Genomic DNA, 15,190 nt, shown 5'->3' on the forward strand with positions numbered 1-15,190 from the left:
ATTTATGCGAATTGTAACGTTGGAACAATATACAAAAGAGAAAGAGCAGCAAACGGCAGTACAAACAACTAATTTTGAATTTGACCGAACTGTGCTTGGAATTATCGAAACAGTCCGTGAAGATGGGGACCAGGCATTAAGAAGCTTTACCGAACAGTTTGACGGCGTGTGGCTAGATAACTTGATTGTAACGCCTGAGGAGTTTGCGGAGGCGCGGACGTTGATTACAGGGCAATTCCTAAGTGCTCTTAGAAAAGCAAAGCAAAACATTACTACGTTCCATGAAGTTCAAAAAGAACAGTCTTGGTTTATTAATCAAGAACAAGGAATTGTTCTTGGTCAGAAAGTGACGCCTTTAGACAGTGTCGGTATATACGTACCTGGCGGAAAAGCGGCTTATCCATCGACTGTTCTTATGAATGCCATTCCAGCAAAAATTGCGGGAGTCGGAAGGATTGCAATGGTGACACCACCTCAAGCGGATGGCAAAGTGAATCCACATGTGCTCGTAGCAGCGCAAGAAGCCGGTGTCGATATCGTCTATAAAATTGGTGGTGCTCAAGCGATTGCAGCATTGGCGTATGGGACGGAAACAGTAAAAAAAGTAGTGAAAATCACGGGGCCTGGAAATGCATTTGTTGCACGGGCGAAAAAATGGGTTTTTGGTGACGTAGCCATCGATATGATTGCAGGACCGAGTGAGATTTGTGTTGTTGCAGACAATAGCGCTGTCCCAGTGTTTGTCGCTGCTGATCTATTATCACAAGCGGAGCATGATGAACGGGCAACAGCTGTATGCGTAACGACGAGTCAATCATTTGCTGAAGCACTTCAAAAAGAAGTGATAAAGCAAACTGAACAAGCAGATCGTAAGGGAATTATTGAAGTTTCAATCGCTGATAATGGGCGCATTATCTTGGTTGAATCGTTGAAGGAAGCATACGACTTTGTTAATAAATTGGCGCCGGAACATTTACAGCTTATGGTGGAAAATCCGATGGAGCAATTACCGTTCATTCACAATGCAGGAGCAATCTTCTTAGGAAACTATTCACCGGAGGCATTGGGCGATTATATGGCAGGTCCGAATCATACATTGCCAACGAGCGGGACATCGGCATTTTCATCGCCGTTAGGTGTCTATGACTTTATGAAAAAAACGAGCATTATTCAGTATACGGAGCAAGCATTGCAAGAAGTAGCCGAAGACATTATCACAATTGCGAATGCGGAAGGCTTAACGGCCCATGCAAATTCAATTCAAGTAAGGAAGGCGGATTTGAATGCGGAGTAAATCGATTTCAAGACAGACAGCGGAAACAAAGATTAACTTAGACTTTGCGATTGATGGAAGTGGAACAACAACTATTAAAACAGGAGTGGGCTTTCTCGATCATATGCTGACATTGTTCACAAATCACGGTCGATTCGATTTGGCTGTTGATTGTGATGGCGATATCGAAGTAGACCAGCATCACTCCGTCGAAGATATCGGAATTGTATTGGGACAAGCGTTCTATGAAAGTATCGGATCAAAGGAAGGCATCGAGCGTTATGCGACAGTGTCAACACCTATGGATGAAGCATTATCAACAGTTTCTATCGATATAAGCGGGCGTCCATTTTTTGTTTATAACGTTGAGGGATTGAAAGATAAAGTAGGGGAATTCGACACTGAGCTTGTTGAGGAGTTTTTCCAAGCATTCACAAGCCATGCCAAAGTAACATTGCATATCAATTTGCAGTACGGGAAAAACAGTCACCATATTATCGAATCAATTTTCAAAGGATTCGGACGTGCATTGCGAGTAGCAAGTGCGATTAATCCAGATGTAAAAGGAGTTCCATCTACGAAGGGAATGCTATAAGAATATTACCTTTACACACTTGGTAATTTTGTTTTGTGTGCAGGTACTGCTCGAATTCGTAATTTACTAAGCGAAGGCGCCTTACAAGGGGTAGCCGAAGCCATAAGACTGGCGGCGAAGCTGCTCGGCTTATGGCGGGAGGCATCCCCAAGCGCCGTAGCGGATTCAATGGAATTCTATATATAAGGGGGAACACCGATGATTTTATTTCCAGCAATTGATATACGTGATGGTAAATGTGTTCGGCTAATTCAAGGTGATTATGACCAAGAAATTATCTATAATGACTCACCAACAGCGATGGCTCTGGAGTGGGAAAAGCAAGGTGCTGACTACATTCACGTCGTCGATTTAGATGGGGCGAAAACAGGTAATTCATTAAATCGCGAAGCCATTCAAGCGATTGCTAAAAACGTATCGATACCAGTTCAAGTAGGTGGCGGAATTCGGACGATGGAGATTATTGACGCACATATTGCATCCGGCGTTAGTCGCGTGATCATCGGAACGGCGGCGATTCAAGATAAACCATTTTTAAAGCAAGCCGTAGAAAAATACGGTGATAAAATTGCAGTTTCCATCGATGCAAGAAAAGGATTCGTTGCAACGGATGGCTGGACGGAAACAAGTGATGTATTAGCAGTTGACTTGTTAAAAGAACTAGAAGTAATCGGTGTGAAAACAGTCATTTATACAGATATTTTGAAAGACGGAATGATGCAAGGACCTAATTTTAACGAACTGGAAATGATGGACAATGCGTCTTCCATCGACATTGTGGCTTCAGGCGGCGTCTCCACGGAAGAGGATATCATTCAGTTACGGGACCTAGATTTATATGGAGCAATTATTGGTAAAGCATTGTATGAAGGTAAAATATCTTTAGAAAAAATATTAGGGGGACAACGAGGATGACAAGCAACCGGATAATACCATGCCTAGATTTTGATAACGGGAAAGTCGTAAAAGGGAAAAAGTTTTTAGAAGTTAAAGAAGTTGCAGATCCACTGACATTGGCTAAGAAATATGTAGCTGACGGTGCAGATGAACTTGTGTTTTACGACATTGCCGCTTCGACAAATAATCGTGCCATGTTCCTTGACCTTATTGCGGAAATTGCGAAAGAAGTACCCGTACCTTTTATTGTTGGCGGGGGTATACGGACTGTCGAAGATATTCAGAAGGTGTTTGATGCTGGCGGGGACAAAGTATCCATCAACAGTGCAGCACTCAGCAATCCATCTTTAATTGAAGAAGCGTCGAAGAAATTCGGTTCTGAACGCATTATCCTGTCGATGGATGTCAATGAAGTGGGCCCTTCTAAGTGGTCGGTATTCTCTAATGGAGGCATGAAAGATACTGGTATGGATGCTATTGAGTGGGCGATTCAAGGCGAAAAACTGGGTGCCGGTGAACTTGTTGTTAATAGTATCGGCGAAGATGGCGTGAAAGACGGCTATAACCTCGAATTGACGCGGGCGATTGCGGAAGCGGTCAACATTCCTGTTATTGCGAGCGGCGGAGCAGGGAAACCTGAACACTTCCATACTGTCTTAACTGAAGGGAAAGCTGACGCTGCGCTTGCTGCATCTGTATTCCATTTCGAAGACATTAATATCGGCGAATTAAAAACATATCTAGCTGAAAAAAATACATCTGTTGGGAATGACTAACCATGACAATAGAAATTGACACATTATCATTTGACGAAAATGGATTGATACCAGCAATTGTTCAAGATGACCGGACAGGGAATGTACTGATGCTTGCTTATATGAATAAAGAATCGTTGCAGAAGACGATTGATACGAAAGAGACTTGGTTTTTCAGCAGATCAAGAAAAGAGCTGTGGAATAAAGGAGCAACATCTGGCAATCGGCAAATTGTGAAGAACTTGTCACTGGACTGCGACGGTGATTCAATTTTGGTACAAGTTACACCACTGGGTCCAGCCTGTCATACGGGAGAAGTGACTTGTTTCCACAAGCAAGTTTTCGATGAGGTAGTACAGACTCGCTCAATCGTTCATGAGATCACGGATGAAATAAAAAATCGGCGTGCCAATCCAGTAGAAGGATCATACACAACGTATCTGTTCCGCGAAGGTTTGGATAAAATTTTGAAAAAAGTTGGAGAAGAAACAACTGAAGTTGTCATCGGTGCAAAAAACCGTGATAAAGCTGAAGTAACGAGCGAACTTGCAGATTTGACGTATCACACACTTGTATTGATGGAAGAGTTAGGTGTTAGTGTTGAGGATGTCAAAAACGAATTGCGGAAAAGACGACCTAAAAGTGAAGTGCTGAGAGATGAGTAAATTTTGGAGCTCTATGGTGAAACGGACCGACCCGTATGTTCCGGGGGAGCAAATTGAACAAAAGGACATCGTGAAACTGAATACCAATGAAAATCCGTATCCTCCAAGTCCAAAAGTGATAGCTGCAATCCAGCAAGAGATGGGACGCAACCTTCAGTTGTATCCATCTCCTACTGCGACTGAGCTACGAGAAACAATCGGACTGCAATATGGACTTACTGCTGAAGAAGTATTTGTCGGTAATGGTTCGGATGAAGTGCTGGCATTCTCCTTCATGGCGTTTTTTGAGCCTGGCAAACCAATCCGGTTTCCTGATGTAACATATAGCTTTTATCCGGTCTATGCAAAGTTATTCGATATCCCTTATGAGGAAGTTCCATTGAATAAAGATTTTACATTGCCTGTGGATAACTACTTTCAGTCCGAAGGCGGAGTAATTTTGCCAAATCCAAATGCGCCGACTAGCATTTATGCTGAACTTGAGCACATTGAAGAGATTGTCAAAAATAACCCTGACCAAGTCGTCATCATCGACGAGGCATATATCGACTTTGCATCGAAATCAGCGACTGAACTCATTCGGAAATACGACAATGTCCTTGTCGTCCAGACGACATCTAAATCACGTTCACTTGCCGGTTTACGCGTTGGCTTTGCGATGGGAGCTCCTTCATTAATTGCTGCATTGATTCGCATTAAAGACTCATTCAATTCTTATACGCTGGACCGTCTTGCACTAGTGGGAGCAAAAGCTGCATTTGAGGATGAAGACTATTTTGAGGAGACGACTCAGAAAATCATTGCAACACGGGAAAAGATGAACGAGACGTTGCAACAGCTCAATTTCAATGTGTTACCTTCACAAGCAAATTTTGTTTTCACCTCGCATCAGACTGTTCCAGCAGAGTTTCTCTACAATAAATTAAAAAAAGAAGGCGTGTTAGTTAGGTATTTTAACAAGCCTGGAATCGACAACTATTTGCGTATTACAGTTGGTACAGATGAACAGATGGAGCGATTAGTTGAGAAGTTGACTGACATTTTGAATTTGTAATGTACTGTTAGGTTCTAAGATGAAATGACTTAATGAAAAGTGCATCGAAACTGATATACTTGTGTAAACAGGGGAGGTTATCGACATGGGATCTAAATATATTGATCTTGCACTTATATTATTCATGAGTTATTTCGCAATTACGCGATTTGCGGATGGACAAATTGGCTTTGGAATCTTTTTCACAGTACTTAGCTTATTGAATATTTTAACGCTTGTCATGAAAATAAATAAGGACAAAGCCGCAAAGAATGCAGTGCGATGAAGTTTAAATAAGTAGTGACAACAAACTAGGCATCCTCCAGAAAATATGGAGGGTGCCTAGTTTTATTTATTAACGTATGACAAAGAAAAATGAATGAACCCTTGCTATTTGAATTCAGTAGGTCATAGAACGAAATAAGATATTGAAGGTGATGAAAACCATGGGAAGTAAAAATGTGACTAAAATAATAGCAATGAAGGAATTTAAATATAATAAATAAATCATTTATAATTGTAATAAGAATTATATATGGCTTATTTATGCAATAGAATCTATTGCTTATATTATTTAGTTTAAAAGACCTATGATGAATTTTTGAAAAAATAATGTCTTAAATTAAACAAGGAATTTTGAGATAGGCAGAGTGAAAAGCCATTAGAATACAGTTATGACATAATACAGATTAACTATCTACCTATTCGGACTATACAAAATAATGATACTTTAATACAATGCATAGCATTGTTAAAACTTACTATGTATGATAATAGGAGTTATTAACTGTTATTTTACCGCGGATAATTATAGGTCATTGGAATTAATGATTTTTCAAAATCAATACTATAGGCTCTATTGGGAGATAATAATATCGGTACGAACAAAAATTCTGCTGTAAAAATATAGTGGAAAAAACAAGAAAAAGGAGAATAAAATGATTATACTTGATAAGCCTTATGTATCAACATTACTTTCATCAACTTTACAGCAATTAGGTACTCCGGTTTTAAAAATAGGAGATGTGCAGATTCCGGAGGAAGAAAAACTTGCTTTACTTGAAGAGGCATTGTTCTTTGAACAACTTGAGAAGTCTTCTGCTCCTCTTTTATTTAATTCGGAAAACGGTTTGGCTATGTTAATGAATTACTTACCTGAGAGTAAATTTGCCGAATGGACATCACTATTCAAAAACAAAGCGGAATTTAGGAGGAGAATGACAAAAATTTATCCTTCATTTTATTTCCGTGAAGTATCTATTCAAGATTTATATGAAATACCTTTAGAATCAATTCCATTCCCTATTATTATTAAGCCTGTTATCGGCTACTCGAGTGTTGGGGTTTATAGAATAGATTGTATTGAAGATTGGCATCACACCGTAGAAAAATTGAAAGTCGATATAAACGATTCAGCATCCGCGTATCCTAATGATGTGATTGATAGCCAAACTGTCATATTAGAAGAGCTAATTCAAGGAGACGAGTATGCAATTGATGCTTATTTTACTAAAGAGGGAAAACCTGTCATCTTAAATTTATTTAAGCGCATGTTTGCTAACGATAAAGACATGAGTGATCGTATATATTACACAAGCAAAAGTGTATTAAGGGAAACACTTGCTCCGATTTCAGATTTTTTAGAAAGACTAGGAAATATTGAAGCACTGGCTTCCTTCCCACTACATTTTGAAGTTCGAATAACTAAAGAAGGACAAGTTGTGCCAATTGAAGTAAATCCATTCCGCTTTGCTGGTATAGGTACGACAGAACTGGGCGTACATGCTTATGGTGTAGACGTTTATGATTATTATTTCAATCAGCTAAAACCAAATTGGGAAGAAAAAATAGAGGCTATGGATAATGCGATTTATAGTTTTCTTTGTGCAGAATTTGACCCGTCGATTTCGCTTGAATTAATTCGAGCGGTAGACCATGAAAGTTTTAAGCAACAATTTAATGAAATACTAGACTATAGGTATATGGATTACAAAGAGTACCCTATTTTTTCTGTTGTATTTTTCAAACATCACACATTTGACGAAAATAAGCGATTGCTTACACTTGAATTGAGCAATTTTATATCGCTCTATGAACCGCAACTCGTATAAATCTTAGGAGGAATTAGTTTGTTTAAACAAAAAGGATCTATTAGAACTAAAATAATGCTTGGAACGATTATTCCAATTGCAGTATTATCTTTATTATTTAGTTTAGGTTTTTATTTTCAATCTATGTCAATTGTCAATCAGAATGTCATTCCCCAGTTTGAGAGAGTACTCAACACGAATTTACTAGACTTGAAAAAAGATATCGATGCCGAGATGCTTAATAAAGCAAAGACAAATAAACAGGACTATGAAAGATTACTCGCTATAATCAATGAATCGCGTGAGATAGGCGATTTAGAAAGTGTTTATATCATGAGTAAAGTTGATGGTGAGGATATGATCCTTGCGTTGTCCGATACGGCAGATTATCTTACGCCTTATCCGTTTAAATCCGAACAAAACGATGCGCTAAACATGGAACAGCCATTGTTCAGTGAGATTTATGAGGATGAGTACGGTGTACATAAATCAATCTATTTACATATTGAAGGGACAGATTCTATTATAGGAATCGATCAGGATGCGAAATTTATCCCTGATTTAACCCGGAAAATACTTGTCATCAGTATTGCACTTACGCTAGGGGCATTGGTGGTAGGAGCTGGAATATCTTATATTTTATCAACAAGAATTACGAAACCACTTCAACAATTAGTGAAGTATACAGAAGTTGTAGCCCAAGGTGATTTAACAAAAGAAGTTAGTGTGAATAGTCAAGATGAAATTGGTCATCTTGCCCACAGTTTCCGAAACATGCAGCAAGAATTGAGAAATACGATTGAACATGTCAATGTAGCGACGGACAACGTTATCACTTCCTCGGATGACTTGACCTATAGCGCAGAGCAAATGACAGAAGTAGTCAATCATACGACTGTTACGACCCAAGAAGTATCTTCGACGAGCGATACGTTAGCAAGTAGTGCATCACAAAACTTGGTGGCGCTTGAACAAATCACAATTGGTCTGCAAGAAATAGCAGATTCTTCTATGAAAGTAACGGAAGAATCGATGGATGCATCCCAAGAAGCTAAGCAAGGTAATCATCTTATTTTAGACTCGATTCAAGGGATTGATACGATAACGAGCTCAGTTAAAGTTTCTATGGATATCACACAGTTGATGAATACGAGATCCAATGAAGTTGGTCAAATTATAGAAATTATTACGGCTATTTCTGATCAAATAAACTTACTTGCACTGAATGCCGCTATAGAAGCAGCACGTGCAGGCGATGCTGGAAAAGGATTCAGTGTAGTCGCAGATGAAGTGAGGAAACTTGCTGAGCAATCCGCATCTTCAGCAAACCAAATTAGTACGCTCGTGAAAGAAATTCAAAATGACTCTCAAAATTCTGTGAAGGCCATGACGAAGGTTTTCGAAGATGTGGAACGTGAAACTGGAATCGTACGAGAAACAGGTAAATCGTTTACTAGCATTTTGAATCGTATTACTCAAATTACAGAAAAAAATCAATCAGTATCTGCAACAATACAAGAAATCTCTGCGGGTTCTGAGGAAATACTAGCATCTACAATCGAAACAGTTCAATCATTAGAAGAGACATCTTCCCATACGCAAAACATTGCTGCATCTATGGAAGAGCAATTGGCTTCTATGGAAGAAATGGTTGGAACGACAACGACCCTTAATGAAATGGCAATAAACTTAAAAGATCATGTAAAGAAATTTAAAATTTAAAACTCCAAAAAGATTAAGGACAGTCTTTATTTGCGGAGGAGATAATAATAGAGGGTCTTTTGCGATTATGGGCTGGAAATTCACATTTATAAACTAAAATAGTTGTTCCCATTTCTAATTTCATGTAGTATAATATGTGAATTGCATTTTTTGAAATGAGGATAACTAATGAAGAATTCGATATATGGACTCACAATTGAACAACTTACAGAATGGTTAGTGGATCAAGGGCAGAAAAAATTCCGTGCTGCACAAATTTGGGACTGGTTATATAAAAAGCGTGTAACAAACTTTGCAGACATGAAAAATATTAATCAAGAATGTATCGACTTGCTGGATGCGAACTATGTCCTCCGAACGCTAGAACAGACTGTGAAACAGGAATCAGAAGATGGCACAATCAAATTCCTATTTAAAATGCAAGATGGTAACTTGATTGAAACTGTTTTAATGAAATTTCCTTACGGCCAATCGGTTTGTGTAACGACACAAGTCGGCTGTAATATCGGTTGCAGTTTTTGTGCGAGTGGATTATTGAAAAAAAGCCGTGATTTAACAGCAGGAGAAATTGTGGAACAAATCATGGAAGTACAGCATCACCTTGACGCGAAAGCTGAAGATGAGCGCGTAAGTCATATTGTTGTTATGGGAATTGGCGAACCATTTGACAACTATTCGCATTTGATGAATTTCCTTCGTGTCGTCAATGATCAAAAAGGACTTTCCATCGGTGCTCGTCACATTACCGTTTCAACAAGTGGTAATCCGCAACGAATTAAGGATTTTGCAGAAGAAAATATCCAAATCAACCTAGCAGTATCTCTGCATGCACCTAATAATGAGTTGCGTACACGCGTTATGAAAATTAACAAAGCGTTCCCGCTTGAGAAATTGATGGATTCAATCGATTATTATTTGGAAACGACAAACCGCAGAATCACGTTTGAATATATTATGTTGCATGATGTAAATGATCATGTTCTGGAAGCACAGCAGCTTGCAAAACTACTCGAAAACAAACGTCACCTATCATATGTTAACTTGATTCCCTACAATCCGGTTGACGAACATGACCAGTATCGCCGTAGTACACCAGAAGACATTAAAGCATTTTATGAAACACTCAAAAGAAAAGGCATCAATTGCGGCGTCCGTCTTGAACATGGTACAGACATCGACGCAGCATGCGGTCAGTTACGAAGTAAGCAGATTAAGAAAGATAAAGCCGTCTAATCCATTTAAAAAGAGTGTGCAATTCCTAGGGGAACTAGGAGTTGCACACTCTTTTTATCATCTAGACTTCGGTGCTCTTGTTCTTAGCTCTTTTTCTTCATTAAAATCACGATGAACTGGACAATAAATGCCAGTCCCAATCCAAAGGAAGAAATGATGAACAAGGACAAGATTCCGAGTACATCACCTATCCCATTCGGATTCATTAACAAGCTGCGGAAAAACTCTGCAAAACCGAGAGCCACACCAATCAAGAAAATCCTGAAAGCAATTTTCAAATTGTAAAACAGCAGTAAAAATGAAAAAACACCGATGATTAGCCCGAAAAGACCAAATGTTAAGTAGTTTGTAAAGACAAGCGTTTGACCCAAAACAGTTCGAACACCTACTATGAGAAGAACGAAACTTGTAAGTCCAGTGAAAAAACCGATCTTCCAGAACTTGTTAATCATAAAACGCACCCACTTCCATTGTTCATCATATCGAATAATGGTGTGATTATGCCAATGAAAGCATTAAAAAAGTGAAAACGTAAGCGGTTTGCTCGCCAACCGATCATAACCTTCGCGGAAGCGATCATATCCCCGGCTAACCGATCATAACTGACGTTGAAGCAATCATATCTCCGACGAACCAATCATAACCGACGTGGAAGCGATCATATCCCCGGCTAACCGATCATAACTGACGTTGAAGCAATCATATCTCCGACGAACCAATCATAACCGACGTGGAAGCGATCATATCCCCGGCTAACCGATCATAACTGACGTTGAAGCAATCATATCTCCGACGAACCAATCATAACCGACGTGGAAGCGATCATATCCCCGGCGAACCGATAATAACGGACGTGGAAGCAATCATATCTCCGTCCAACCGATCATAACCGACGCGGAAGCAATCCTATCTCCGACCAATCAATCATAACCATCTTGGAAGCAATCATATCCCCGACGAACCGATCATAACCGACGCGGAAGCGATCATATCCCCGGCCAACCAATCATAACCGCCGCGGAAGCGATCATATCTCCGTCCAACCGATCATAACGGACGCGGAAGCAATCATATCTCCGTCCAACCGATCATAACGGACGCGGAAGCAATCATAACCCCGTCTAACCGATCATAACCGATGCGGAAGCAATCGTATCTCCGTCCAACCGATCATAATCGATGTGGAAGCGATCATATCCCCGGCGAACCGATCATAACCGACGCGGAAGCAATCGTATCTCCGTCCAACCGATCATAACTGACATCGAACCGACCATATATGCAACGAACTAAATAATCCCCCAAGCAATCAAAAAAATCCCATTCCTCATATCAGAGGAATGGGATCCATAAACTTATAAGTTATTTCTTCGCAATTAGGATAAGTTTCCCTTGGTCAAGTTCTGCCTCTGCATCGGCAGCTTCTGCCGTGGATAGTCCTGCAGCTTCCATCTTGCTACGGAGTTCATCTCCGCGAGAAGAGAACATGTTTTTCATACTATCCAAGAAACCTTGTTCTTTCATACCTACGCTTTCTGTATCTAGCGCATCCGTTATGTGACTGGCTCTCTTTTTGTCATGTGCAAAAATATAAATCTCATCATGTGTATATCCTTGTGTTACCAATTTCTCGATTTCTTCCTTTGCCTGAACGGCGTTTTCAACAGTTTTTTTAATAGTCATTTAAATTACCTCCATTTTTTGTTCTCCTTTTTTATATTCCCCAAAAAGGTAAGGACTAAACAAAAAAATGAAAGTGCGGATCATCTGGGTAAACTTTGATAGGTCCGGATGAAATAAGTTGGGTCTGTATCGACTTCATAAGTGAAGACACCTTGGGTTGTATGTAAATAGAAAAATCCTGCTCCGCTGGAAAACGGCTTATAGGACATATCATGCACGTGTTCTAATCTGAATGTATTTCGTGAAGTTGAAATCGAGTCAGTATATAAATAGATACTATGCACGGTACGCTTTGTTTTTTGGTCATACCAACCCATAACTCGTTCGACTGAAATATACGTAAGTGTAGCAACAGTTTGCTTAATCGATTCATTCATTGAAATTCCTCCGTTATCACAATTTATATTCATCATTATCCCCATCCTAACAGGTATTTATCGATATCCAAAATAGGTAGTTTTTTCATGTGTAAAAGTCCCTCGATGGGGAATGGACTGTATAAGGAGGTAGATACGATGAAGAAAATTTCTATTTTCATCTTGACCATGGCATTATCCTTTGTGCTTGTTGCTTGCGGGAACGCTGAAAAAAATAATGATAAGGTAGTGGACGAACCTATTACGGGAGAGAATAGTAATGGGGACACAAATGGTGCGACTTCGACGGAGGGAACTAGTAGCCCTGAAACTGAACAAAATACAGATACCGTCAATCAAGATGATATGCAAAAAAAGATGGATGAACTTGGCTATGCTGATTTCGAACTAAAGCTTGACTATGCGAATCATCAGGAATATGAGGCAGAGCTTGAAAAAAATAGTGACAATTCAATCGATGCAGAAATTGAGGATTCACTTAATAATATCAAGAAAAAGGGGACGGAGGCATTCAATGAACTGTATCCATTGGTGAAACAGTTAACAATTACTCAACAGACAGGGAAGGAAGCTGCCATTCAAGAAGTAATGAAGGTATTCGATTTACCGACAGATTATACGGAATTTGAGCTAGAAATTCGATTTAAAGACGGTACAAAAATCGAATTTGAAGATGATAAATAAACAATAAATAGCTTCAATAATAGGTTGTGAAAATCTCCTCGGTTTAAATGCCGGGGAGATTTTTGTCTGAATTGTTAAAGACAACCTGACCTAAATAAGGAGAATATAGGGCAATAAATGTTACAGATTTGTTAATTGTCTGTTTTTCAAAAGAGAATTCTTGACTGGATAAAAGACTAGCACTACAATGAGTAATGTGGAGATGAGTAGTCATGAAAATTAGGAAATTCAAGTTGAATGAAAGTGGGCTAAACCGCTTTTTTGGGCCTCTTGAGGCAAAGATTATGGACGTTTTATGGAATGATGTCGAAATGACTATTAAAGATGTTCAGCAAGTACTTGAACGTGAAAAATCAACGAATTTCAATACAGTAATGACTGTTATGAATCGATTAGTAGACAAGGAGATTCTTTGCAAGAGACTGGAAGGACGGTCGTTTTTGTATAAACCGCTTCTATCAAGGGAAGAATTTTTGACTACACAGTCGAAAGAAATGACAAATGAGCTGATGGATGAATTTGGAAATGTTGTTGTAAGTCACATGCTGGATGCACTTGAAGATGTAGATGATGCTCTCGTGGCCAAGCTCGAACAGAAAATCAAAGAACTGAAAAAGGGCATGTAACGTATGTACAAACGTCAATCATTAAGTATGCTTATGGTGTCACTCATAATTTCAGGGACGATTTATCTTCAAATGGGTTTGTATCTGATGTCGATCATAGCAGGCTGGGATATTGGTCATAACCTTGTTGTCGTCTGTCACGGTTGGATGAAAAATATTGGCTTGTCTTCTCTTGAGTATGTCCTCGATGCATTTGTTATTTATACGTTGTTATTTTCGATATGGAAAATAGGATCACAATTTTATCATGCTTCACGAATGAAAAAACGATTTAAGCAGTATGAAGAAAATACGCTCACAACCGAAATGAATCAAACTTATAGCGATGGAAAAGATGGATTTATTGTGATCTCGCATCCTTCACCGATTGCAATCACAATGGGATTTGTTCGTCCTAAAATCGTATTATCGACGGGATTGATAAGCCTATTAAATGACGATGAATTAAATGCAGTAATTTCTCATGAGATGTATCATCAAAAAAATCGTGACCCCCTTACCATCTTTTTGATGTCACTTTGTTCGTCCTCGATGGGCTATATTCCGATTCTAAAATGGTTTAATCAGAAATATAGCATCATTAAGGAATTGTCAGCCGATGAATATGCAATTGAAAAACAACAGACGTCTGTTAACTTAGGGAGTGCGCTTTTAAAGATGCTTAAAGTGTGCAAACATGAAAAAATGCCTTTTGTCTATGCGTCATTTGCTGATACATCTGTCAATTATCGGATTGACTATATCTTGAATCCGTTAAAAGGAATCCAAATAAAGCTACCTGTGAAGGTTATGCTTCTGTCAGTAACGATTTTTTGCTTCATTTGTGCACTATTTATTTACGCTCTTGCGTAAATTTTTATTTCATTACACTACGTCATGTAGTTCAAATTAGGAGTGTTTACCTTGTCTAAGAAGATTTTTTGGATTGTTGGTTTAGTAGTTATTTGTATCGTAGGAGTTATTGTTTTAACGGATGCCAATCAAAAGTCAACCGTTATAGATGTAGAAGGGCAACCGTTCTTGGGTGAAGAGTCAGCACCAGTTGACATTATTGAGTTTGGTGATTATAAATGTCCAAGTTGTAAAGATTTCAATGATAGACTTTTTCCGGTTATTTATAAGGAGTTAGTTGAAACGGGGAAAGCCAAGTTTTACTTTATGAATTATTCCTTTATAAACATCGATTCAAATCGATCCGCTCAATTTGCAGAAACGGTTTATCAAGAATTAGGGAATGATAAGTTTTGGACTTTCCATGAATTATTATTTAGTAAGCAACCAGAAGATTTAACCTACGAAAAAAAGGACTTATATACGGAGTCATTTTTGGAAGAGGTTTTAGCGGAAGTGGCAACTGAAGAAGAAACGAATAAAGTAATGCAGTCATTTGGTGAAAGCAAGGGGAAAGAAGCTTGGGAGAAAGATATGAAAACTGCCAATAACCTAGGTGTATCCTCCACACCAACAATCTTTATAAGTGGAAAACAATTTACGGGTAGTACGTTAGATGATTTCACAAAAATGGTGGAAGAGGCGGCTGCTAGTGGTAAGTAAACC

At 38.9% G+C, this 15,190-nt stretch carries 17 protein-coding genes; 14 read left to right on the forward strand and 3 right to left on the reverse strand.

Annotated elements, in window-relative coordinates:
- Nucleotides 1–4 precede the first annotated feature (4 nt).
- The 10 genes from hisD (at nt 5) to rlmN (ending at nt 10,263) form a co-directional block, all read left to right on the forward strand.
- Nucleotides 5–1,294, forward strand: coding sequence for a histidinol dehydrogenase (gene hisD / locus ACGLYD_RS03625; protein WP_399631409.1), 1,290 nt, complete (start codon nt 5–7; stop codon nt 1,292–1,294).
- Entirely contained in the window at nt 1,284–1,868 is a 585-nt protein-coding gene (hisB, locus tag ACGLYD_RS03630) for an imidazoleglycerol-phosphate dehydratase HisB (protein WP_187047149.1), read from the forward strand. The genes hisD and hisB overlap by 11 nt, the downstream gene beginning before the upstream one ends.
- Before the next feature lie 198 nt (nt 1,869–2,066).
- On the forward strand, nt 2,067–2,783 hold the full coding sequence (gene hisA / locus ACGLYD_RS03635) for a 1-(5-phosphoribosyl)-5-[(5-phosphoribosylamino)methylideneamino]imidazole-4-carboxamide isomerase (protein ID WP_187047150.1): 717 nt from the start codon (nt 2,067–2,069) through the stop codon (nt 2,781–2,783).
- Complete coding sequence (hisF, locus tag ACGLYD_RS03640; RefSeq protein ID WP_399631413.1) at nt 2,780–3,541, forward strand: imidazole glycerol phosphate synthase subunit HisF; 762 nt, start codon at nt 2,780–2,782, stop codon at nt 3,539–3,541. Before hisA ends, hisF begins: the two co-directional genes overlap by 4 nt.
- 2 nt (nt 3,542–3,543) lie before the next feature.
- Complete coding sequence (gene hisIE / locus ACGLYD_RS03645) at nt 3,544–4,185, forward strand: bifunctional phosphoribosyl-AMP cyclohydrolase/phosphoribosyl-ATP diphosphatase HisIE (protein ID WP_067207090.1); 642 nt, start codon at nt 3,544–3,546, stop codon at nt 4,183–4,185.
- Nucleotides 4,178–5,239: a histidinol-phosphate transaminase gene (hisC, locus tag ACGLYD_RS03650; protein ID WP_399631417.1), complete on the forward strand. Its 1,062-nt coding sequence runs from the start codon at nt 4,178–4,180 to the stop codon at nt 5,237–5,239. Before hisIE ends, hisC begins: the two co-directional genes overlap by 8 nt.
- Nucleotides 5,240–5,324: 85 nt before the next feature.
- Entirely contained in the window at nt 5,325–5,504 is a 180-nt protein-coding gene (locus ACGLYD_RS03655) for a hypothetical protein (RefSeq protein ID WP_067207096.1), read from the forward strand.
- A gap of 652 nt (nt 5,505–6,156) precedes the next feature.
- Nucleotides 6,157–7,329, forward strand: a complete 1,173-nt coding sequence (locus ACGLYD_RS03660; RefSeq protein WP_187047153.1) for an ATP-grasp domain-containing protein — start codon at nt 6,157–6,159, stop codon at nt 7,327–7,329.
- 18 nt (nt 7,330–7,347) lie between these two features.
- On the forward strand, nt 7,348–9,030 hold the full coding sequence (locus tag ACGLYD_RS03665; RefSeq protein WP_399631420.1) for a methyl-accepting chemotaxis protein: 1,683 nt from the start codon (nt 7,348–7,350) through the stop codon (nt 9,028–9,030).
- Between the two features lie 168 nt (nt 9,031–9,198).
- Nucleotides 9,199–10,263: a 23S rRNA (adenine(2503)-C(2))-methyltransferase RlmN gene (gene rlmN, locus ACGLYD_RS03670; protein ID WP_067207103.1), complete on the forward strand. Its 1,065-nt coding sequence runs from the start codon at nt 9,199–9,201 to the stop codon at nt 10,261–10,263.
- Between the two features lie 83 nt (nt 10,264–10,346).
- Here rlmN and ACGLYD_RS03675 read toward each other — a convergent pair whose 3' ends face one another.
- From ACGLYD_RS03675 to ACGLYD_RS03685, 3 genes are all read right to left on the reverse strand, one after another.
- Nucleotides 10,347–10,715, reverse strand: a complete 369-nt coding sequence (locus ACGLYD_RS03675; RefSeq protein WP_067207106.1) for a hypothetical protein — start codon at nt 10,713–10,715, stop codon at nt 10,347–10,349.
- Between the two features lie 910 nt (nt 10,716–11,625).
- Nucleotides 11,626–11,946, reverse strand: coding sequence for a general stress protein (locus ACGLYD_RS03680; protein WP_067207109.1), 321 nt, complete (start codon nt 11,944–11,946; stop codon nt 11,626–11,628).
- A gap of 80 nt (nt 11,947–12,026) precedes the next feature.
- Nucleotides 12,027–12,359, reverse strand: a complete 333-nt coding sequence (locus tag ACGLYD_RS03685; RefSeq protein ID WP_399631423.1) for a hypothetical protein — start codon at nt 12,357–12,359, stop codon at nt 12,027–12,029.
- A 102-nt stretch (nt 12,360–12,461) separates the two neighbouring features.
- Here ACGLYD_RS03685 and ACGLYD_RS03690 point away from each other — a divergent pair, with 102 nt between their 5' ends.
- The 4 genes from ACGLYD_RS03690 to ACGLYD_RS03705 all read left to right on the forward strand — a co-directional run bounded on the left by ACGLYD_RS03690 (nt 12,462) and on the right by ACGLYD_RS03705 (nt 15,187).
- Complete coding sequence (locus ACGLYD_RS03690; protein ID WP_187047156.1) at nt 12,462–13,007, forward strand: YusW family protein; 546 nt, start codon at nt 12,462–12,464, stop codon at nt 13,005–13,007.
- 212 nt (nt 13,008–13,219) lie between these two features.
- Nucleotides 13,220–13,633, forward strand: coding sequence for a BlaI/MecI/CopY family transcriptional regulator (locus ACGLYD_RS03695; protein ID WP_340741723.1), 414 nt, complete (start codon nt 13,220–13,222; stop codon nt 13,631–13,633).
- A gap of 3 nt (nt 13,634–13,636) precedes the next feature.
- Entirely contained in the window at nt 13,637–14,485 is an 849-nt protein-coding gene (locus ACGLYD_RS03700; RefSeq protein ID WP_399631426.1) for a M56 family metallopeptidase, read from the forward strand.
- Nucleotides 14,486–14,527: 42 nt separating this feature from the next.
- Nucleotides 14,528–15,187, forward strand: coding sequence for a DsbA family protein (locus ACGLYD_RS03705; RefSeq protein WP_231885782.1), 660 nt, complete (start codon nt 14,528–14,530; stop codon nt 15,185–15,187).
- Nucleotides 15,188–15,190 lie beyond the last annotated feature (3 nt).

Origin of the sequence: Sporosarcina sp. SG10008 (genome assembly GCF_044569405.1) — a bacterium.
GTDB lineage: Bacteria > Bacillota > Bacilli > Bacillales_A > Planococcaceae > Sporosarcina > Sporosarcina psychrophila.

What these genes read in the sequence shown, in the direction of transcription:
- hisC (WP_399631417.1), top strand. Translation starts at nt 4,178, where the DNA reads ATGAGTAAATTTTGGAGCTCTATGGTGAAACGGACCGACCCGTATGTT.
- hisF (WP_399631413.1), top strand. Translation starts at nt 2,780, where the DNA reads ATGACAAGCAACCGGATAATACCATGCCTAGATTTTGATAACGGGAAA.
- hisA (WP_187047150.1), top strand. Translation starts at nt 2,067, where the DNA reads ATGATTTTATTTCCAGCAATTGATATACGTGATGGTAAATGTGTTCGG.
- ACGLYD_RS03685 (WP_399631423.1), bottom strand. Translation starts at nt 12,359, where the DNA reads ATGATGAATATAAATTGTGATAACGGAGGAATTTCAATGAATGAATCG.
- ACGLYD_RS03680 (WP_067207109.1), bottom strand. Translation starts at nt 11,946, where the DNA reads ATGACTATTAAAAAAACTGTTGAAAACGCCGTTCAGGCAAAGGAAGAA.
- ACGLYD_RS03700 (WP_399631426.1), top strand. Translation starts at nt 13,637, where the DNA reads ATGTACAAACGTCAATCATTAAGTATGCTTATGGTGTCACTCATAATT.
- ACGLYD_RS03695 (WP_340741723.1), top strand. Translation starts at nt 13,220, where the DNA reads ATGAAAATTAGGAAATTCAAGTTGAATGAAAGTGGGCTAAACCGCTTT.
- ACGLYD_RS03655 (WP_067207096.1), top strand. Translation starts at nt 5,325, where the DNA reads ATGGGATCTAAATATATTGATCTTGCACTTATATTATTCATGAGTTAT.
- hisB (WP_187047149.1), top strand. Translation starts at nt 1,284, where the DNA reads ATGCGGAGTAAATCGATTTCAAGACAGACAGCGGAAACAAAGATTAAC.
- hisD (WP_399631409.1), top strand. Translation starts at nt 5, where the DNA reads ATGCGAATTGTAACGTTGGAACAATATACAAAAGAGAAAGAGCAGCAA.
- ACGLYD_RS03675 (WP_067207106.1), bottom strand. Translation starts at nt 10,715, where the DNA reads ATGATTAACAAGTTCTGGAAGATCGGTTTTTTCACTGGACTTACAAGT.
- ACGLYD_RS03660 (WP_187047153.1), top strand. Translation starts at nt 6,157, where the DNA reads ATGATTATACTTGATAAGCCTTATGTATCAACATTACTTTCATCAACT.
- ACGLYD_RS03690 (WP_187047156.1), top strand. Translation starts at nt 12,462, where the DNA reads ATGAAGAAAATTTCTATTTTCATCTTGACCATGGCATTATCCTTTGTG.
- rlmN (WP_067207103.1), top strand. Translation starts at nt 9,199, where the DNA reads ATGAAGAATTCGATATATGGACTCACAATTGAACAACTTACAGAATGG.
- hisIE (WP_067207090.1), top strand. Translation starts at nt 3,544, where the DNA reads ATGACAATAGAAATTGACACATTATCATTTGACGAAAATGGATTGATA.